Below are 19,672 nucleotides of genomic sequence, written 5' to 3'. Positions count from 1 at the left end.
CTGGGCATACCGGGGTGGCGTCATCCGCCGCGGTACGCGACCACGAGAAAGCCGGCCCGAAGGCCGGCTCTCCATGCGACGTCAGGACTCAGAACAGCTCGCCCTTCGCCGCCTTCTCCAGCAACAGCGCCGGCGGCTCGAAGCGCTCGCCGTACTGTTCGACCAGGTATTGGGCGCGGGCGATGAAGTCCTTCAGGCCGTACTGGTTGATGAACTGCAAGGCGCCCCCGCTCCAGGCGGCGAAACCGATACCGAAGATCGAGCCGATGTTCGCGTCGGCGGTGGAGTGCAATACCCCCTCCTCCACGCAACGCACGGTCTCGATGGCCTGGATGAACAGCAGGCGGTCGCGTACGTCCTCGGCGGATATTTGCGCATCGGGCTTCTCGAAGCGGCTCTTGAGTTCCGCCCAGAGATGTTTCCTGCCGTTCGCCGGGTAGTCGTAGAAGCCGGCGCCGGCCGCCTTGCCCGGGCGCTTGTACTCATTGACCATCAGGTCGATCACGGCGAACGCGGGGTGCGTCGGCAGAGCCTTGCCCTCGGCCTCGAGGTCGCGGGCGGTCTGGTTGCGGATGTGGGTCATCAGGCTCAGCGAGACTTCGTCGGAAATCGCCAGCGGCCCCACCGGCATACCGGCCTGGCGCGCCTGGTTGTCGATCATCGCGGCGCTCACGCCTTCGCCGAGCATGGCGATGCCTTCGTTGGTGAAGGTGCCGAATACCCGCGAGGTGAAGAAGCCGCGGCTGTCGTTGACCACGATCGGCGTTTTCTTGATCTGCAGCACGTAGTCGAAACCGCGTGCCAGGGTTTCGTCGCTGGTCTTTTCGCCGCGGATGATCTCCACCAGCGGCATCTTGTCCACCGGGCTGAAGAAGTGCAGGCCGATGAACTTCTCCGGCCGCGCCACCGCCTGGGCCAGACCGGTGATCGGCAGGGTCGAGGTATTGGACGCCACCACCGCATCGGCCAGGGCATGTTTCTCGGCCTCGGCGGTGACCTTGCCTTTCAGCGCGCGGTCCTCGAAGACCGCCTCGATGATCAGGTCGCAGCCTTCGAAGTCGGCTTCGCTGACGCTCGGCACGATCCGCGCGAGGAAGACGTCGCGCTTCTCGGCGGACAGGTGCCCGCGCGCAACCTTCTTGTCCAGCAGCCTGGCCGAATAAGCCTTGCCCTTCTCCGCCGCTTCCAGCGAGACATCCTTGAGCACCACCTCGATGCCGGCCGCCGCCGATACGTAGGCGATGCCCGCGCCCATCATCCCGGCGCCGAGCACGCCGACCTTTTTCGTCGCCCGCACCGGATACCCCTGCGGCCGCGACTTGCCGGCGTTGATCTCGTTGAGCTGGAACCAGAAGGTGCCGATCATGTTCTTCGCCACCTGGCCGGTGGTCAGCTCGGTGAAATAGCGCGCCTCGATCAGTTGCGCGGTGTCGAAATCGACCTGGGCGCCCTCCACCGCCGCGCACATGATCTTCTCGGGCGCCGGGAAGCAACCCTTGGTCTTGTCGCGCAGCACCGACGGTGCGATGGCCAGCATCTGCGCCACGTTGGGACTGGCAGGCGTACCGCCGGGAATCTTGTAGCCGGCGCTGTCCCAGGGCTGCTTCGCCGCCGGGTTGGCGAGGATCCAGGCGCGGGCCTTCTCCAGCATTTCCTCGGGGCTGTCGGCCAGTTCGTGGATCAGCCCGGCCTTGAGCGCTTCCGCCGGACGCACCTTCTTGCCTTCGGCGAGGTACGGCAGGGCTTTCTCCAGGCCAAGCAGGCGCACCATACGTACCACCCCGCCGCCGCCCGGCAACAGGCCGAGAGTCACCTCCGGCAGGCCGAGCTGCACGCCGGGATTGTCCAGGGCGATGCGGTGGTGGCAGGCCAGGCAGATCTCCCAGCCGCCGCCCAGCGCAGCGCCGTTGATCGCGGCGACCACCGGCTTGCCGAGGGTCTCCAGGCGCCGCAGTTGGCCCTTGAGTTCGAGGATGCCCTGGTAGAAGGCCGGGGCGTCGGCCTTGGTGACCTTGATCAGCTCGTTGAGATCGCCGCCGGCGAAGAAGGTCTTCTTCGCCGAGGTCAGCACCACGCCGGCGATCCCCTCTTTCTCCGCCTCCAGCCGCGCGATGGTCTTCGCCATCGCCTCGCGGTAGACACCGTTCATGGTGTTGGCGCTCTGCCCGGGCATGTCCATGGTCAGGACGACGACGTTGTCCTGGCCTTTTTCGTAACGGATAGCGTCAGTCATTCCGGTTCTCCCTTCACACGCGCTCGATGATGGTGGCGATGCCCATGCCGCCACCTACGCAGAGGGTGGCCAGGCCGTAGCGCAGGTTGCGCCGCTCCAGTTCGTCGAGCAGCGTGCCGAGGATGATGCAGCCGGTGGCGCCGAGCGGGTGGCCCATGGCGATGGCGCCGCCGTTGACGTTGACCTTGCTTTCCGCCACGCCCATGTCCTTCATGAATTTCATCACCACCGAAGCGAACGCCTCGTTGACTTCGAACAGATCGATGTCTTCCACCTTCAGGCCGGCCTTGGCCAGGGCCTTGCGGGTCGCCGGCGCGGGGCCGGTAAGCATGATGGTGGGGTCGGTGGAGGTCACCGCGGTAGCGACGATCCGCGCCCGCGCCTTCAGGCCCAGTTCGCGGCCCTTGGCCTCGGAGCCGATGAGCATGGCGCTGGCGCCGTCGACGATCCCCGAGCTGTTGCCCGGCGTATGCACGTGCTCGATGCGCTCGACCTGGCTGTACTTGCGCAGCGCGGTGGCGTCGAAGCCCATCTGCCCCATCATCTCGAAACTCGGCTTGAGCGCGGCGAGCCCTTCCAGGGTGGAGTCGGCGCGAATGAACTCATCGTGGTCGAGCAGGACGATGCCGTTCTGGTCGGCGACCGGCACCAGCGACTTGCCGAACAGCCCTTCGGCGCGTGCCTTGGCGGCCTTCTGCTGGGAGCGCAGGGCGAAGGCATCGACATCGGCACGACTGAAGCCTTCCAGGGTGGCGATCAGGTCGGCGCCGATCCCTTGCGGGACGAAGCTGGTGTGCAGGTTGGTTTCCGGATCCAGTGCCCAGGCGCCGCCGTCGGAGCCCATCGGCACGCGTGACATGGACTCGACGCCGCCGACCAGGACCAGGTCCTCGAAACCGGAGCGTACCTTCATCGCCCCCAGGTTCACCGCCTCCAGGCCGGAGGCGCAGAAACGGTTGATCTGCACGCCGGCAACCTGTTCGTCCCAGTCGGCCACCAGCGCCGCGGTCTTGGCGATATCGGCGCCCTGGTCGCCCACCGGCGTCACGCAGCCGAGCACGATATCGTCGACCTGGGCGGTATCCAGGTCGTTGCGCCGCTGGACCGCGCGCAACAGCCCGGCCATCAGGTTCACCGGCTTGACGCTGTGCAGCGCGCCATCCTTCTTGCCCTTGCCGCGGGGAGTACGCACGGCGTCGTAAATGAATGCGTCGGTCATGGCGGTCTCTCTTATCCTGTTCTCGTCCGGCCGAGCGGGCCTCCGCCTACCTTAAACAGGCTCGCCGGCGGGACAATGACCGAACCGCTCAGGCTGATTGACCGCCCAGCTCAGCCTGCAACGCCGGGAAGATAGCACCATGCCATCTTTCGACCGGAAACCCGGACACCGGACGAACGGTCGAGACGCACGCCAGAGCCGTCACCACGCTGTCATATAGAGGGAATATGTCTAGACCGGAGCAGCTTGTATCCAAGTGGTCTAAGCCCGCGCAGGCCGGGGCTTAGACTGATTCATGCAAGCGTTCGAAAGGGAGGTCGACGCCGGGGATGCCGGGCCGACCGAAGAGTACGCCACTGCGTGGCAAGCCGTTCCGCCGGGCCGTAGCGCGGAGCAGGCAGCCACCCGACAACAAGAAAGGCAGACAGGCCATGTTGAACGAGCAGCCAAAAAGATGGCGGCAAGCGAGCCTCATCGTCTTCGCCACCACAGTCATCCTGATCCTTCCCAACCTTAACAGTCTGATCCGCTAGGGCACCCTGCTGCCTGCACGCTGCGCACCGCCTCGCGGTCAGCGCAGCGCAGGCAGCCACCAGGTCAGCAGCAGCGGAATGAAGGCGAACGACAGCAAGGTCGAACACAGCACCAGACTGGCGACCTGATCCGGCGAACGATTGCCGCGCAAGGCGTAGAGATAGTTGAACACCGCCACCGGCATCGACGATTGCACCACCAGCACCCCCTGCGCCAGCGGCGGCAATTGCAACGCCAGCGCCACCGACCAGCCCACCAGCGCCCCCAGCAGAAGACGCAGGCCGCCATAGAAGAAGCCATTGCCCAGTTGCCGCGGACGGATGCTGGCCAGGGACACGCCGAGGGTGATCAGCATCAGCGGAATGGTCAGCCCGGCCATCAGGTCGACGGTATTCGCCATCCAGCGCGGCAGTTGCAGGTCGAGCCCCATCAACAACAAGGCCAGCAGCACGCTGAGCAGGATCGGATTGCCCAGCAGCGAGCGCCAGGAGCGCTCGCCGCTCATCCAGAACACGCCGAGGCTGAAGTTGCCGATCGACATGATCAGGTAGAACGCCACCGCCAGGGTCATCCCCGCCTCGCCGAACGCATACAGGCACACCGGCAGGCCCATGTTGCCGACATTCGGGAAGCTGTAGGCCGGCACCAGCACCTGCCACTCCTGGCGCCCGAGGCGCGCCGCCGCCCAGCCCAGCGCAGCCATGCAGACGCAGATCAGCGCGCTGGCCAGGGCCATCCGGCCGAAGCTATGCAGGTCCACCCGGGTATGCGCCAGGGTGGCGAGGATCAGGCATGGCGAACCGATGTTGAACACGATGCGCGAAACGAACTCGGTCGGATAGGCGTGTCCGAGACGGACCCAGACATAACCGACACCGGCGCCGAACAGCACGGGCGCCATCACGGCGAACAACTCGGCGAGCACGGGAACCCCTTGGTTAGCCAGCTATGCAATGGCCCGCATGCTACCGCGAGGCCCCCGTTCCGTGCCAATCTCTCGCTCCATGTCATAACCGGCGGATGCACGAGGAACCCGCATGCCTGTCACTCTCCCGCGCCTGGCGTTGCTAGGTGCCCTGCTCTTCCCTGTGGCTGCCGCCTGGGCCGCCGAGCTCCGCCTGGAACTGCCGGGGGGCACGCAGACCTGGAGCAGCGAAGAACTGCTCAGGCATCCGCAGGCCCGCGACCTGGACATCCCGGCCGACGTCGCCTACCGCCGGAACATGCGCTACCGCGCCGTGCCACTGGCGGCCTTGTTGAAAGGCGTGCATCCCGAAGACCATTTGCAGGCCGTGGCCAGCGATGGCTTCGCCGCCGAGTTGCCGGCCGCCCCGCTGCTCGCCGAACAGGGCTCGCAAGCCTGGCTGGCGATAGAGGATCCGCAGCGCCCCTGGCCGCCGTTGGGCGCCGGCAAGCCGTCCGCCGGGCCGTTCTATCTGGTCTGGAGCAAACCCGAGGAAAAACGCATCGGTCCGGAGCAATGGCCCTTCCAGGTCGTCCGCATCCGCTATCAGCCCCCTCTGGCCGAACGCTTCCCGGCCCTGCTGCCGGCCGCCGACGCCAGCGCGGAAGTGCGCGCCGGCTTCGCCGTGTTCCAGAAGAACTGCCTGGCCTGCCACCGTCTCAACGGTGCCGGCGACGCCCAGTTCGGCCCGGACCTGAACCTGCCGTACAACCCCACCGAGTACTTCCAGCCGCAATTCCTCTCCCGCTACATCCGCGACCCGCAGGCGCTGCGGCAATGGCCACAGGCGAAAATGCCGGCGTTCCCGGAACGGGTGATCGACGACCAGGAATTGCGCCAGCTGATCGGCTACCTGCGCCACATGGCCGGCCGCAAAGCGGGCGCGGCCGGCTGAAGCGGCGTCAGATGTTGTACGCCGAGGGCGGCGACGGCAGGCGCTCCAGCAAGTCGTGCAGGCCGGCGCTCCACTGGCGGCGGATGGCGCTGAAATAGGCGTCGTCCTCGGTGACCCGGTAGCCCTCCGGCAGGATCAGGCTGTCGCGGTGGTAGACCAGCAGGTCCAGCGGCATGCCCACCGAGAGGTTGCTGCGGATGGTCGAGTCGAACGACACCAGCGCGCAGCGCAGGGCCTGCTCCAGCGGCGTGTCGAAAGTCAGGTTGCGGTCGAGGATCGGCTTGCCGTACTTGCTTTCGCCCAGTTGCAGGAAAGGCGTGTCCGGCGTGGCCTGGATGAAGTTGCCCTGGGGGTAGATGCTGTACAGCGCCGGCGGTCCGCCGGCGATCTGCCCGCCGACCAGGAAGGAACAGCTCAGGTCGGTATTGCCGGCCAGATTGCCGCCGTCGCGGGCCATCACCTCGCGGGTGGTTTCGGCGATCAGCGCCGTGGCGTCGTAGACCGAGGGCACGTTGAGCAGGCTGGCGCCGTCCCGGCGGATGCGCTGCTGCAGCAGGTTGATCACCGATTGCGAGGTCGCCAGGTTGCCGGCCGTCTGCACCACCAGCAGGCGCTCGCCGGGCGTGCCGAAGGTGAACAGCTTGCGGAAGGTGGCGATATGGTCGATCCCGGCGTTGGTCCGCGAATCGGAGGCGAGCACCAAGCCGTCGGCCAGGTGCATCGCGACACAGTAGGTCATCTCGAATCTTCCTTATTCCGTCCGTCCCCGCCCCTCAAGCGTAAAGCCAATCGCCGATAACGCCAGGCGCGCAATAGATCGTCACTGTTGCTGCACCTGCAGCAGCGGCGCGCTGACCAGCACCCGCGCATGCATCTGCTCGCAACCGCCGCCACGGCGCAAACCGCGCACCGGGCAGGCATCCAGGTAGTCGAGGCCGACGGCCAGCTTGAGATGGCGCTCCGGGCGGCCGAGCCGGTTGGTCACGTCGAAGCTGTACCAGCCGTCGCCGAGCCAGGCCTCGGCCCAGGCATGGCTGGCCAGGTGCGTATCGTCCTCGGTGTAGAGGTAGCCGGAGACGTAGCGCCCCGGCACGCCCTTGCTGCGGATGCAGGCGAGGAAGGCATGGGCATGGTCCTGGCAGACCCCGGCGCGTGCGCCGAAGGCCTCGATGGCGGTGCTGTCGACGCGGGTCGCCCCCGGCTGGTACAGGATATGCTCGTGCAGCGCATGCATCAGGTCGAGCAGGCCGCCGCGGTCCTTGCGGCCGCCCATGGCGCGTTCGGCGAAGGCGCGCATCTCGGCATCGGCGCCGGTCAGGCGGGTGCTGCGCAGGAACGGCAACGGCGACTGGCGATCGTGCTCCACCTCGCGCTCCTCGTCGATCTCGACCAGGCCGTGGGCGGCGATCAGGACCGACTCATGCGGTTCGTCCAGGGTCAGGACGTGCAGGATGTTGCCGTACGGATCGCGCAGCGGCCGCGCCGGGCGCGGCAGGTCCAGGCGCCAATCGACCACGTGCTGGCGCTCGCTGTCCTGCGGGGTCAGGCGCAGGTACTGGATGCTGGCGCGCACCCGGTCTTCGTAGCGATAGGTGGTGTCGTGGGTGATCGAGAGTCTCATGCGGCCTCCAGGTAGGAGCTGTGAATGGCGTTGGCCAACTGGCGAACCAGCAGGATGTAGTCGGTGATCCAGGTATGCAGGCCCTGTTCCAGCACCTCGTCGATGCCGGTGTAGCGCACCCGCGCCTCCAGCTCGGCGGCCAGGCGCTGCGCCGGCCGGCCGTTGACACCGGGCAGGCCGGAAAGGATCTCGCTCAGTTCCTCGATGCAGGACAGCAGCGAACGCGGCACGTCCTCGCGCAACAGCAGCAATTCGGCGATGTTGCGCGCGTTGGGCGAGGCGCGGTACAGCTCGGTGTAGCCCTCGAAGGCGGATAGCGCCCGCAGCAGCGCGCTCCACTGGTAGTAGCCGCGCGCGGTGCCCTCGTCCGCCCCGGCGAGCGCCGCTTCGCCCTGGGTCTGGTAGCGCGCATCGAGCAGGCGCAAGGTATTGTCGGCCCGTTCGATGAAGGTTCCGAGACGGATGAAGCGGAACGCATCGTTGCGCATGCTGGTGGCGAAGGTCGCGCCGCGGAACAGGTGCGAGCGGTCCTTCACCCATTCGCAGAAACGACTGATGCCATAGCGCAGGATGCCCTCGGCGGCGATGCCGCGCATTTCCAGCCAGGTGGCGTTGATGTTCTCCCACATGTCCAGGGTGATCCGCCCGCGTACCGCATGGGCACTGGCGCGCGCTGCAGCCAGGCAGCTGTAGATGCTCGCCGGGTTGTCCGGGTCGAGGGCAAAGAAACTCAGCAGGCGCTCGGCGGCCAGTTCGCCGTGGCGCTCCAGGTAGGCGTCGAGGGTGCCGGTGATCAGCAGCGGCATGGCCAGTTCGTCCAGGCCGCCGCCGTTGCGGTCCTGCGGCAACAGCGACAGCGAGTAGCTGACGTCGAGCATGCGGGCGAGGTTCTCCGCGCGTTCCAGGTAGCGCGACATCCAGTACAGGTCGGAAGCGGTCCGGCTGAGCATGCTTATTCCTCCACCACCCAGGTGTCCTTGGTGCCGCCGCCCTGGGACGAATTGACCACCAGCGAGCCTTCGCGCAACGCCACCCGGGTCAGCCCGCCAGGCACCAGGCGAACCCGATCCGGCGCAGACAGGACGAACGGCCGCAGGTCGATATGGCGCGGCGCGACGCCGCTCTCGACGAAGGTCGGACAGGTCGACAGGGACAGCGTCGGTTGCGCGATATAGGCCTCCGGGCGAGCCTTCAGGCGCTCGCGGAACAGCTCGATTTCCTCCCGGCTGGCCGCCGGTCCGACCAGCATGCCGTAGCCGCCGGACCCCTGGGTCTCCTTCACCACCAGCTCCGGCAGGTGCGCCAGGACGTGCGCCAGTTCCTTCGGCTTGCGACATTGCCAGGTCGGCACGTTGTGCAGCAGCGGGTCTTCGCCGAGGTAGAAGCGGATCATGTCCGGCACGTAGGGGTAGATCGACTTGTCGTCGGCCACCCCGGTACCGATCGCGTTGGCCAGCACCAGGTTGCCGGCCCGGTAGGCGGCCAGCAGGCCGGGCACGCCGAGCAGCGAATCCGGGTTGAACGCCAGCGGGTCGAGGAAGGCGTCGTCGATCCTTCGGTAGATCACGTCCACCGGTTGCGGTCCGGCCGTCGTGCGCATGTAGACCCGCTCGTCGCGGACGAACAGATCGGCGCCTTCGACCAGTTCCACGCCCATCTCGCGGGCGAGGAAGGCGTGTTCGAAGTAGGCGCTGTTGAAACGTCCCGGCGTCAATACCACCACGCTCGGCGATTCGACGTCACTGGCCCGCTTTAGGGTGTCGAGCAGCAGGTCCGGGTAGTGGTCGATCGGCGCCACGCGCTGGCGGACGAACAGCTCGGGGAACAGGCGCATCATCATCTTGCGGTTTTCCAGCATGTAGGAAACACCGCTGGGCGTGCGCAGGTTGTCCTCCAGCACGTAGTAGTTGCCGCTGCCGTCGCGGACCAGGTCGACCCCGGCAATGTGCGCGTAGACGTTGCCCGGCAGGTCCAGTCCCTGCATCGCCAGTTGGTACTGGTCGTTGGCCAGGACCTGCTCGGCAGGAATCACCCCGGCCTTGAGGATGCGCTGTTCGTGGTAGAGATCGGCGAGGAACAGGTTCAGCGCCTGGACGCGCTGGATGCAGCCGGCCTCGATGTGCGCCCACTCCGCCGCGGGGATGCTGCGCGGGATGGTGTCGAAGGGGATCAGGCGCTCGGTGCCCTGCTCGTCGCCGTACAGGGTGAAGGTGATGCCGGCGCGATGGAACAGCAGGTCGGCTTCGCGCCGGCGTTGCAGCAATTGCTCTTCAGGGGTGTCGGCCAGCCAGCGAGCGAATTCCCGATAATGCGAGCGGCATTCGCCGCCAGCATCGTGCATCTCGTCGTAAAACATACGTGCCATGCCGGACTCCTTGTCGTCACGAACGATGGGGAACTCGCAAAGCCCGTGCCAGCGCGCGGATCACGGCTCGTCGGCGATTCGCAGGGTCGGCGCGGCGGGTTCGCCCCAGTCTGGTGCATCCTGCCCACAGGGAGAGGAAGGGCGCCCCGTTCGACGGCATGCGCGCCCCGCGGCCACGGACCGGCATCGACCTGCCGATCGCGAAGCGACCTGTGGGACCGATAAGTCTAGAACAGACCCGGAAGGGAGACGGCTTCTCCCCTCCCTTCCATGCAGACAGCCGTCTCGCTCGAACGAGCGATAAAGCGGACCGGCGGTAGTGCCAGGGAAGCGCCCGCGGCCGGGAAGGTCAATCGATCAGCGACAGCCAATGACGGTAGAAACCCTCGGCCACCCGATTCAGCCCGGCAACCTTGGCAGGCAACCCGGCCAGCATGTCCTCGGCGGATTGCTGGCTGGGCTGGGAGGGATCGAGCAGGTGCGGCCAGCCGGCGATCCAGCGCCGCACCAGTTCCTCGGTCATTTCCGGATGGCCTTGCAGGCCGAGTACGTGATCGCCCCAGGAAAACCCCTGGTTCTCGCACCACGGGCTGGACAGCAGGCGCTCGGCGCCCTGCGGCAGGTCGAAGGCATCGCCGTGCCACTGGAAGATCGAGAAGCGCTCCGGCAGCCCGGCCAGCCATGGACTGTCGCGGCTTTCCCGCTGCATGGGCTGCCAGCCCATTTCGGTGTAGGGCTGGTGCCGCACCGTCGCGCCCAGGGCGCGGGCCAGCAACTGGCCGCCGAGGCAATGGCCGATCAGCGGGATGCGCCGCTCGATGAAGCGACGCAGCAGCGCCAGTTCGTCGCGCAACCAGGGCAGGTCGTCGTTGACGCTCATCGGCCCACCCATGATCGCCACCGCTCGCGGGCGTTCGGCGTCGAGACCGGCGAGTTCGCCGAGGTCGGCGCGGATCACGCGGAAGTCCAGGCCGCGCGCCGCCAGCACGGCACCCAGATGGCCTGGCGGACAGAACTCGGCATGGGTCAGGATCAGAATATCGCTCATGGCTTACCTCCTTCCCCAGTCTGAAGGAAAGCCTTCGAGGAAGGAAAGCCCGACGCAGGAGCCCCGGCCCGGGATCGCGGCCGGGGTCCCGCCGCCGTCACGGACGCAGCGAAGTGACCTCCTGGGTCACGCCCCACCCGTCCAGCACGCCGCCCAGCGGCACCACGACTTCCTCCAGGTCGTGTTCGAAGGCACCGATGGCGGCATGGGTGGCGTACATCACCTTGCTGACCTGCAGGTTCCAGGAGCCATCGTCGCGAGCGACGACTTGGGCCCTGAGCGACTCGCCGCGAAACTGGCCCGCTGCCTGGCGGGCCTCCCGCTCACTGGGAAAGATGGCGAAGAAGTCGATGGGATGGATGCGCGCGAAGTCGAAGCCGCCTTCTTTCATGCGACGCAGGACATTCACGCTGACATCATCCGAGAAGGGCTTTTCCATGAGACGCACCTCCTGTCGAGACATTCAGAAAATTCACCGATTCCCCATTCAGCTGAAGCCATCGTCGGCGATCATGAGAGTTTTGTGATCAGGCCAGAGGAGGATCGGACGACCATGGCTTCTTTCAGGGTAGCGTCAACCTGCCAGCGCTGCCGAGCTTTCCGCCGCCTGCCCCGGCGGGCGGCGACCGGCGGCAGACAAAGCGCTGTACAAAACGCCCGGCCGTTGAGCAAGATTCCGCCTGCGCCGGCGACCGTTGGTCCTGCCCGATGGCATTGGCGAAAGCGACTCGTGCAATAATATCAGGTTGATATCAACCACTTCTCTCCCGCTATCCCGTTCGGACGCTTTCATGCTTATCAGCAGCTACAACCAGGTTCTTGTCGCCTTTTCCCTGATTGTGGCCATCCTGGCGTCCTACACCGCTCTCGACATGGCCGGCCGGGTGACCCTGGCGAAAGGCCGCGAGGCGCTCTCCTGGCTGATCGGCGGCGCTTTCGCCATGGGCTTCGGCATCTGGTCGATGCATTTCGTCGGCATGCTCGCCTTCAGCCTGCCGATCCCGCTCGGCTACGACCTGGGCCTGACCCTGCTGTCGCTGCTACTGGCCGTCGGCAGTTCGGCCTTCGCCCTCTGGCTGGTGTGCCAGGCGGAACTCCCCTGGCAACGCCTGGCGCTGGGCGCCCTGCTGATGGGCAGCGGCATCGCCGCCATGCACTACACCGGGATGGCCGCCCTGCTGATGATGCCGGGGATCGTCTACGACCCGCTGTGGCTCGGCCTCTCCATCCTGATCGCGGTGATCGCCTCCGGCGCCGCGCTGTGGATCGCCTTCCGCCTGCGCCATGGCAGCCGGCGCATCGTCCTGGTCCGCGCCGGCGCCGCCCTGGTGATGGGCTGCGCCATCGTCGGCATGCACTACACCGGGATGGCCGCCGCGCAGTTCCCCCTGGGCAGCTTCTGCGGCGCCGCCGGCCGAGGCATCGACAACGGCTGGCTGGCGGTGCTGGTCATCGTGATCACCCTGGCGGTGATCGCCATCGCCCTGATCGTCTCGGTGCTGGACTCGCGCCTGGAGGCACGTACCTCGGTGCTCGCCACCTCCCTCGCACGAGCCAACCGCGAGCTGATCCAGTTGGCCCTGCACGACAACCTGACCAAGCTGCCCAACCGCATGCTCCTCGACGACCGCCTGGAGCAGGCGATCCAGCAGGCGATCCGCGACGATCGCCGGTTCGCCGTGCTGTTCATGGACCTGGACGGCTTCAAGGCGGTCAACGATGCCTACGGCCATCACCTCGGCGACCTGTTGCTGATCGAAGTCGCCGAGCGTATCCGCGCCAACGTCCGCGCCCAGGACACCATCGCCCGCCTCGGCGGCGACGAGTTCGTCCTGCTGATCGAGGCCCGCGAGCCCGCCGACGCCGCGACCCTGGCCGAGAAACTGGTGAAGCGGATCAGCCAGCCGTACCAGATATCCCGCCACGAGGTGCGGATCTCGGCGAGCATCGGCATCGCGCTCTACCCCGGCGACGGGCAGACCCGCCACGAACTGATGATCAATGCCGACGCGGCGATGTATCACGCCAAGGACCAGGGACGGAACGGCTACTGCTTCTTCGAGAGTTCGATGAACGCCAACGCCCAGGAACAGTTGCAACTGCTCCATGACCTGCGCCAGGCCCTGGAGCGCCGGCAGTTGGTCTTGCACTACCAACCCAAGGTACTGGCGCCGAACGGACCGATGGTCGGCGTGGAAGCGCTGCTGCGCTGGGAGCATCCGCAACACGGACTGATCCCCCCCGACCAGTTCCTGCCGCTGGCGGAAAAAACCGGCCTGATCGTGCAGATCGGCGAGTGGGTGCTCGACGAAGCCTGCCGGCAGATGCGCCTCTGGCTGGACGGCGGGCATGCGGAGTGGAACATCGCGGTGAACCTTTCGGCCCTGCAGTTCGCCCATGCCGGCCTGGTCGACTCGGTGCGCAACGCACTCCTGCGCCACAGCCTGGAGCCCAGCCACCTGATCCTCGAGGTGACCGAATCGACCGCCATGCGCGATGCCGATGCCAGCCTGGTGATCCTCGAGCAGTTATCGGCGATGGGCGTCGGCATCTCCATCGACGACTTCGGCACCGGCTACTCCAGCCTGCTCTATCTCAAGCGCCTGCCGGCGAGCGAACTGAAGATCGACCGTGGCTTCATCAACGAGCTGGCCCACGACAGCGACGACGCCGCGATCGTCTCGGCGATCGTCGCCCTCGGCCGCACGCTGAACCTGAAGATCGTCGCCGAGGGCGTGGAAACCGAGGCCCAGCAGGAGTTCCTGACCCGCCTCGGCTGCAATTCGCTGCAAGGCTTCCTGCTCGGCAGGCCGATGCCGGCCGAGCAGTTGCTCGCCAGCGTCGCCTGAGCGCCGCCAGCGGCGTGCCACGGGACCTGTCAGAACCGGCAGATTCGCCCATCGCCGTCTCGTTGACTTCCGCCCGCGCTGCGAACACCTTATGTCGCGCCCGCCGGGCGGCATGCCGCGACATGTCACGCCGCCACGACGAGCGTCTATCCAATAACGAGAAAACATGCATGAACAGGCTGTGTGTACTGGGGCTTCTCATCGGGCTGAGCGGGAGCCCGGCACTGGCGGCTGGCCAGGGCGAATCCGGCAATCCACCGGCTACCGACAAGGAGCGTTTCATCGCCAGCCTGATGGCTCGCATGAGCAACGCGGAAAAGATCGGCCAGCTACGCCTGGTCAGCGTCGGCGCCGACCATCCCAAGGAAGCGCTGATGGCGGACATCCGCGCCGGCAAGGTCGGCGCCATCTTCAATACCGTGACCCGCCCGGACATTCGCGCCATGCAGGATCAGGTCCGCCATAGCCGCCTGAAGATCCCGCTGTTCCATGCCTACGATGTGGCCCACGGCCACCGCACCATCTTCCCCATCAGCCTCGGCCTCGCCGCCAGCTGGGACCCCGAGGTGGTCGCCCGCAGCGCGCGGATCTCCGCCCTCGAAGCCAGCGCCGACGGGCTCGACATGAGCTTCTCGCCGATGGTCGACATCACCCGCGACGCGCGCTGGGGGCGGGTCTCGGAAGGCTTCGGCGAAGATACCTACCTGACCTCGCTGCTGTCCGGCGTGATGGTCCGTGCCTACCAGGGCTCCAACCTGGCCGCCCCGGACAGCATCATGGCGGCGGTCAAGCACTTCGCCCTGTACGGCGCGGCCGAAGGCGGCCGCGACTACAACACCGTGGACATGAGCCTGCCGCGCATGTTCCAGGACTACCTGCCGCCCTACAAGGCCGCGGTGGACGCCGGCGCCGGCGCGGTGATGGTCTCGCTGAACACCATCAACGGCGTGCCCGCCACCGCCAACCGCTGGCTGCTGACCGACCTGCTGCGCCAGCAGTGGGGCTTCAAGGGGCTGACCATCAGCGACCATGGCGCGGTGAAGGAACTGATCAAGCACGGCCTCGCCGGCAACGAGCGGGACGCCACGCGCCTGGCGATCCAGGCCGGTGTCGACATGAACATGAACGACGATCTCTACTCGACCTGGCTGCCGAAGCTACTGGCGGCCGGCGAGATCGACCAGGCCGACATCGATCGCGCCTGCCGCGACGTGCTGGCGGCGAAGTACGACCTCGGCCTGTTCGCCGATCCCTACCGGCGCCTGGGCAAGCCGGACGACCCGCCGTTCGACACCAACGCCGAGAGCCGCCTGCACCGCCAGGCCGCCCGCGAGGTGGCTCGCGAAGGACTGGTCCTGCTGAAGAACCGCGACGGTCTGCTGCCGCTGAAGAAGCAGGGGCGGATCGCGGTGATCGGCCCGCTGGCCAAGAGCCAGCGCGACGTCATCGGCAGTTGGTCGGCAGCCGGCGTGCCACGCCAGGCGGTAACCGTCTACCAGGGCCTGGCCAATGCCGTCGGCGAGCGTGCCACCCTGCTCTACGCCAAGGGTGCCAACGTCAGTGGCGACCAGGCGATCCTCGACTACCTGAACAGCTACAACCCGGAAGTCGAGGTCGATCCGCGCTCCGCCGAGGCGATGCTCGAGGAGGCCTTGCGCACCGCGCGCGACGCCGACCTGGTGGTCGCCGTGGTCGGCGAATCGCAGGGCATGGCCCACGAGGCCTCCAGTCGCACCGACCTGCGCATCCCGGCCAGCCAGCGGCGGCTGCTGAAGGCACTGAAGGCCACCGGCAAGCCGCTGGTGCTGGTGCTGATGAACGGCCGACCGCTGTCGCTGGGCTGGGAGCAGGAAAACGCCGACGCGATCCTGGAAACCTGGTTCAGTGGCACCGAAGGCGGCAATGCCATCGCCGACGTGCTGTTCGGCGAGCACAACCCCAGCGGCAAGCTGACCATGTCCTTCCCGCGCTCGGTGGGCCAGGTACCGGTCTACTACAACCACCTGAACACCGGCCGGCCGATGGACCACGACAACCCCGGCAAATACACCTCGCGCTATTTCGACGAAGCCAACGGCCCGCTCTACCCGTTCGGCTACGGCCTCAGCTACACCGAGTTCAGTCTCTCGCCCCTGCGCCTGTCCAGCGAACGGCTGGCCCGCGGCGACACCCTGGAAGCGCGGGTCACGCTCAACAACAGCGGCAAGCGCGCCGGCGCCACGGTGGTCCAGCTTTACCTGCAGGACCCGGTCGCCAGCCTCAGCCGTCCAGTGAAGGAACTGCGCGGGTTCCGCAAGGTGATGCTGGAGCCCGGCGAATCGCGGGAGATCGTCTTCCGCCTCGGCGAGGCGGACCTGAAGTTCTACGACAGCCAGCTCAGGCACACGGCCGAGCCAGGCGAGTTCAAGGTCTTCGTCGGCCTGGACTCGGCGCAAACCGAAAGCCGCAGCTTCACCCTGCTCTGAAGGCGCCGACCGCACCGCCAGCGTCGCCGCCGCGGGCGAACGGCAGCGCCTCAGCCCTCGGCCCTCGGCCCGGAGCCAACACCCGGGCCGGGGGCGGCGCCTGGTTCCCTCAACCGGCGTCCCCTTCCTCCTCGCCGCTCCGCGCCACGCCCTCCGTCAATGCGGCCTGCAACGCCGCCAACTGGCTGTCGAGCGATGCGTCGATGATCCCGATCTCGGTTTCCAGGATGCAACCGCCCTGGTCCAGCCGGGCATCGCCGACCACTTCCAGGTAGCCCACCTCGGGGAAATCCTTAAGCACCCGGGCGACCTGCTCGCGCACCGCGACCAGCTGTTCCGGCTGGACGTGCAGGATCACCTGCTTCTGGTTGCTCACCAATGCCAGTGCCTCGCGCGTGGCCGCCAGGGTCAGCTCGACAGCGTCGTAGTGGCGCAACACCTTGCGCACCGCCTGCAGCACCACCTCGCCAAGCTGGCGATCGACCTGCCGGTAGTAGCGATTGCAGCGCAGTAGCGTTTCCTGGATCAGCCCGGCCTGGCGCAGACGCGCCTCCTCCAATCCGGCCTCCCAGCCCAGGCGCTTCTGCTCCTGGTAAACCTCGTGGGCCTCGCGCTCGATTTCGGCGGCACGCTCGCGTGCCGCTTCCACCAGGCGGTTGGCGCTGAGGTAGTCCTGGTAGTCGCGGGCGCGCAACAGGGCCTGCCCGGGGGCCAGCCGTACGCGACTGGCGTCTAGTTCAACAAATGGAAGCATTCATCGCTCGCTTGTCGGGCGACCTTCAGGCACAGGGTCCGCGCCAGGGATCGCCGTTGTTCGTCGAAGGTCCAGTCCGCCGGGGCCGGCATGGCCTCCAGACGCAGGCGCAGGCGCCGCGAGAAACCGCAGTCGGCATCGCTACAGGCGGCCAGCCAGAAAGCCAGGCCGCAGCGCCGGAAATAGCCGTCTTCCGGGTTTTCCGGCAAGGCCCGCTGCCAGCCGGGCGGCCAGCGACCGATGAGCAGGTCGAGCTGCTCCAGGCAAAAACGCTGGCCCTGTTCGCCGATCTGCGCGCGGATGCGCCGTACCCGCGCACCGTCCAGCACCTGCCGCAAGGCCTGGCCGTGCAGCAGCGCGCCGAGCCAGCCCAGGGTCCGTTCCAGCGCCGCCTGCGGGTAAAGGGCCAGCCCGCCCAGTTGCGCGGGCATGCGGAACGCGCAGTCCAGCTCCAGTTGCTCCAGCAGCCAGGCGTTGAGAACGCTCTGTCGCCGCCAGTCCGGCAGCGCCGGCAGCAACCGCAGCAATACCGCGGGCAAGTGCGACTCGTGGATGTAGCGGGCCGGGCAGAAGCGCAACTGGTAGGCCGTCAATGGCATCGCGCCGCTCAGCCCCGTTGCCGGTGCCAGAAGAACTGCGCCAGGTTGCTCGCCAGCAGCAACGCCAGCAGCAGGCCGAACAGACCGAGCAGGCGTCCGCGCGAGTGCTCCGCCACCTGGATCGAGAAGACACTCTCGAAGCGTGGCGCCAGCGGGACCTGGCGGACCCCGGCCGACGGCACCAGCACCACGCTGATGCGGTCGTAGCTGAGTCCTTCGATGCCGTTGTTCACCAGTTGCTTGATCTGCGGCACGTAGGCATCCAGTTGCACGTCGGCGGCGTGCTTGATGAACACCGAGGCCGATGCCGGCGAGGACTTCCTGCCCAGTCCGTCGCGCTCCTCGGGCAGCACCACATGGACCCGCGCCACCAGCACGCCATCGATCTCGGAAAGGGTATGGGAAATCTCCTGGGCCTTGGCGTAGTTGAGCCGCGCGCGCTCTTCGATGGGCGAGGAAATCAGCCCGTCCTTGGGAAACACATCCTTCAGCGTGGAGAAGTTCTCCCGCGGATAGCCCTTGCGCTTGAGCACCTCCACCGCCTCGGCGATATCCGATTCCTCCACCAGCAGGCGCACGGTGCCATCCTTGTCCGCCTGCTTGTCCGCGGAAACGCCCTCCGAACGCAACAGCGCCAGCATCTCGTTACCTTCCTTCTGGCTGATCCCGGTATAGAGTTCGACCTTGCACCCGCCCAACGCCAGGACCAGCGCCAGGAGCGCCATGCGCGACAGACCTTTCACCGTTCGCCTCATTGGGTCTTCATCAGGGTTTCGACGTTCTGGCTCATGCGCCCGACGGTCTTGGCGATCAGCTCTTCCTGCATGGTGATGCGCATCAGCGACCACTGCATCTGCATCAGGCTGTTGGGATCGTCGCCGGGCGTCGACAGCTCCACCTGCAACTCCTGCTTGGCCTGGCTGAAACGCTCCTTGATCTGCCCCAGTTCGCTGAGCAGGTCGCCGCCCAGGCTGCCGGCACCGCCCATCGCCCGTTCGAACTCGGCGACGTGGGCCGCGCCGGCCGGGCCGCCGGAGAGTTCTTCGAGACTGGTGATCTGCGCCTGGGCGCCCATCCGAGAGATATCCATCATGACTCCAGGTCGAGTTTGTGGCTGTTGCGCACGAGGTTGTCGAGCATGCCGTTGAGCGGGATCAGCACCTGCAATTCGCGACGCGCCAGTTGCGCCAGGTATTCGCCGCCCGGCGCATGCTCGACTGCACCGAGCAACTGGAGGAGAAAGGTTTGCTGCTGGCGCCCCAGCGGCAGTTCCGCACGGAGCATCGCCTTCAGCTCCAGGCGGTCCGCCTCCAACCCTTGCAGCGGCTGGGCAAAGCGCTGCAGCAGGCGCTCGCCGAGAGCGCCGTTCTCCAACCCGGCCAGGCGGCGTCCGGCCGCCGGCGGCTCGCCGCCGAGGGCCTGCTCGAAAGCCAGCACCTGATCGACAGCCGGCAGGTTCGCCGCCTTTGGACTGGCCGACGGATAGACGGCGAATCCCGGCGGCGTGTCGATGCGGCTCATGTCCGCACCTGGGCGCGCATGCCGGCGGCGAAGTCGGCCAGGGCAGGATCGCTGCTGCCGCCCAGCCCGGCCAGCCTGCGGTCCAGCGCGGCGCCCAGCCCCAGGTGCCACTCGCACAAGGCGAACCAGGGCTCCAGCGCCGGCCAGGGATTGCCATGGGCGAAGACCAGGGCCTCCTGATAGCGCCCCTGGTTGGCCAGGCTGGAAATCCGGATCAGCCGTGCCGCTTCGTCCTGTCCGAGGCGCTCCAGCCACTCGGCGATGCACAGCGCCTCTTCGTGGCAGTGCTGCCCGCTGCCGGCCAGCGCCAGTTCCGCCAATTCGCGTATCAGTGAAGTGTCCATGTTCAGATCTTCTGCAGGATGCCTTGCATCAGGTCGCGCAGCGCACGGGTCACCGTCGAGTTGATGTTGTAGATGACCGACCACTTGTTGATCTTGTGTTGCAGCTCGGCCAGCAGCGCCGGGTTGTCGGCATTGTCGGTCCCCTGCAAGGCCTTGATCGCGTCGTTGACGTCCTTGTTCGCTGCGTTGGCCTGCTCCTTCAGGGCATTGGCCACGGTATCGAGGGTATTCCCCGGGTTGGGGTTGAATATCTGCGCCATG

Annotated in this window: 19 protein-coding genes; 3 read left to right on the top strand and 16 right to left on the bottom strand. The window is 67.0% G+C overall.

The genetic code is table 11. From position 1 onward, the window contains the following. Positions 1–88: 88 nt before the first annotated feature. The 3 genes from LT948_RS10995 to LT948_RS10985 all read right to left on the bottom strand — a co-directional run bounded on the left by LT948_RS10995 (position 89) and on the right by LT948_RS10985 (position 4,911). Positions 89–2,233 carry a 3-hydroxyacyl-CoA dehydrogenase NAD-binding domain-containing protein gene (locus tag LT948_RS10995; protein WP_033995746.1) on the bottom strand — a complete coding sequence of 715 codons (2,145 nt, stop codon included), beginning with the start codon at positions 2,231–2,233 and terminating at the stop codon, positions 89–91. A gap of 13 nt (positions 2,234–2,246) precedes the next feature. After that, positions 2,247–3,452, bottom strand: coding sequence for an acetyl-CoA C-acetyltransferase (locus LT948_RS10990; protein WP_003087747.1), 1,206 nt, complete (start codon positions 3,450–3,452; stop codon positions 2,247–2,249). 571 nt (positions 3,453–4,023) lie between these two features. Then, positions 4,024–4,911, bottom strand: coding sequence for an AEC family transporter (locus tag LT948_RS10985; RefSeq protein ID WP_003087746.1), 888 nt, complete (start codon positions 4,909–4,911; stop codon positions 4,024–4,026). 112 nt (positions 4,912–5,023) lie between these two features. On the opposite strand from LT948_RS10985, the gene LT948_RS10980 reads away from it, so the two are divergent. Beyond that, entirely contained in the window at positions 5,024–5,845 is an 822-nt protein-coding gene (locus LT948_RS10980) for a cytochrome c (RefSeq protein WP_003109519.1), read from the top strand. 7 nt (positions 5,846–5,852) lie between these two features. Here the strand turns inward: LT948_RS10980 and LT948_RS10975 are convergent, their stop codons facing one another. From LT948_RS10975 to LT948_RS10950, 6 genes are all read right to left on the bottom strand, one after another. Continuing rightward, entirely contained in the window at positions 5,853–6,584 is a 732-nt protein-coding gene (locus tag LT948_RS10975; protein ID WP_033995743.1) for a peptidase, read from the bottom strand. An 81-nt stretch (positions 6,585–6,665) separates the two neighbouring features. Next, entirely contained in the window at positions 6,666–7,466 is an 801-nt protein-coding gene (locus LT948_RS10970; protein WP_003144758.1) for a transglutaminase family protein, read from the bottom strand. Next, positions 7,463–8,416, bottom strand: coding sequence for an alpha-E domain-containing protein (locus LT948_RS10965; RefSeq protein WP_003087742.1), 954 nt, complete (start codon positions 8,414–8,416; stop codon positions 7,463–7,465). Before LT948_RS10965 ends, LT948_RS10970 begins: the two co-directional genes overlap by 4 nt. 2 nt (positions 8,417–8,418) lie before the next feature. After that, positions 8,419–9,831 carry a circularly permuted type 2 ATP-grasp protein gene (locus LT948_RS10960; protein WP_003087741.1) on the bottom strand — a complete coding sequence of 471 codons (1,413 nt, stop codon included), beginning with the start codon at positions 9,829–9,831 and terminating at the stop codon, positions 8,419–8,421. 349 nt (positions 9,832–10,180) lie between these two features. Next, entirely contained in the window at positions 10,181–10,879 is a 699-nt protein-coding gene (locus tag LT948_RS10955; protein WP_003087739.1) for a type 1 glutamine amidotransferase, read from the bottom strand. Positions 10,880–10,976: 97 nt separating this feature from the next. Further along, complete coding sequence (locus LT948_RS10950; protein WP_003087738.1) at positions 10,977–11,318, bottom strand: ribonuclease E inhibitor RraB; 342 nt, start codon at positions 11,316–11,318, stop codon at positions 10,977–10,979. Between the two features lie 352 nt (positions 11,319–11,670). Here LT948_RS10950 and LT948_RS10945 point away from each other — a divergent pair, with 352 nt between their 5' ends. Both LT948_RS10945 and bglX read left to right on the top strand, forming a co-directional pair. Then, complete coding sequence (locus LT948_RS10945) at positions 11,671–13,728, top strand: putative bifunctional diguanylate cyclase/phosphodiesterase (protein ID WP_003087737.1); 2,058 nt, start codon at positions 11,671–11,673, stop codon at positions 13,726–13,728. Positions 13,729–13,898: 170 nt separating this feature from the next. Beyond that, positions 13,899–16,193, top strand: coding sequence for a beta-glucosidase BglX (gene bglX / locus LT948_RS10940; protein WP_073657173.1), 2,295 nt, complete (start codon positions 13,899–13,901; stop codon positions 16,191–16,193). A 109-nt stretch (positions 16,194–16,302) separates the two neighbouring features. On the opposite strand, the gene pscL is transcribed toward bglX, so the two are convergent. Genes pscL through pscF form a run of 7 tightly spaced genes read right to left on the bottom strand, consistent with a single transcriptional unit; the run spans position 16,303 to position 19,671 of the window. After that, positions 16,303–16,947, bottom strand: coding sequence for a SctL family type III secretion system stator protein PscL (pscL, locus tag LT948_RS10935; protein ID WP_003087735.1), 645 nt, complete (start codon positions 16,945–16,947; stop codon positions 16,303–16,305). Further along, positions 16,926–17,546 carry a SctK family type III secretion system sorting platform protein PscK gene (pscK, locus tag LT948_RS10930; protein WP_003087734.1) on the bottom strand — a complete coding sequence of 207 codons (621 nt, stop codon included), beginning with the start codon at positions 17,544–17,546 and terminating at the stop codon, positions 16,926–16,928. Before pscK ends, pscL begins: the two co-directional genes overlap by 22 nt. Before the next feature lie 8 nt (positions 17,547–17,554). Then, a complete protein-coding gene (gene pscJ / locus LT948_RS10925; RefSeq protein WP_003120329.1) occupies positions 17,555–18,301 on the bottom strand; it encodes a SctJ family type III secretion inner membrane ring lipoprotein Psc in 747 nt (248 codons plus the stop codon). Beyond that, positions 18,298–18,636: a SctI family type III secretion system inner rod subunit PscI gene (gene pscI, locus LT948_RS10920; protein ID WP_003132858.1), complete on the bottom strand. Its 339-nt coding sequence runs from the start codon at positions 18,634–18,636 to the stop codon at positions 18,298–18,300. Before pscI ends, pscJ begins: the two co-directional genes overlap by 4 nt. Beyond that, on the bottom strand, positions 18,636–19,067 hold the full coding sequence (pscH, locus tag LT948_RS10915; RefSeq protein WP_003100725.1) for a YopR family T3SS polymerization control protein PscH: 432 nt from the start codon (positions 19,065–19,067) through the stop codon (positions 18,636–18,638). The genes pscI and pscH overlap by 1 nt, the downstream gene beginning before the upstream one ends. Next, complete coding sequence (gene pscG / locus LT948_RS10910) at positions 19,064–19,411, bottom strand: YscG family type III secretion system chaperone PscG (RefSeq protein ID WP_003109513.1); 348 nt, start codon at positions 19,409–19,411, stop codon at positions 19,064–19,066. Before pscG ends, pscH begins: the two co-directional genes overlap by 4 nt. Positions 19,412–19,413: 2 nt before the next feature. Next, positions 19,414–19,671: a type III secretion system needle filament protein PscF gene (pscF, locus tag LT948_RS10905; RefSeq protein WP_003087729.1), complete on the bottom strand. Its 258-nt coding sequence runs from the start codon at positions 19,669–19,671 to the stop codon at positions 19,414–19,416. Position 19,672: the final 1 nt, after the last annotated feature.

It is taken from the genome of Pseudomonas sp. CP-1, assembly GCF_021213715.1.
GTDB lineage: Bacteria > Pseudomonadota > Gammaproteobacteria > Pseudomonadales > Pseudomonadaceae > Pseudomonas > Pseudomonas aeruginosa.
The sequence above is the reverse complement of the archived record's forward strand: the minus strand, read 5'-3'. Positions and strand labels throughout refer to the sequence as shown.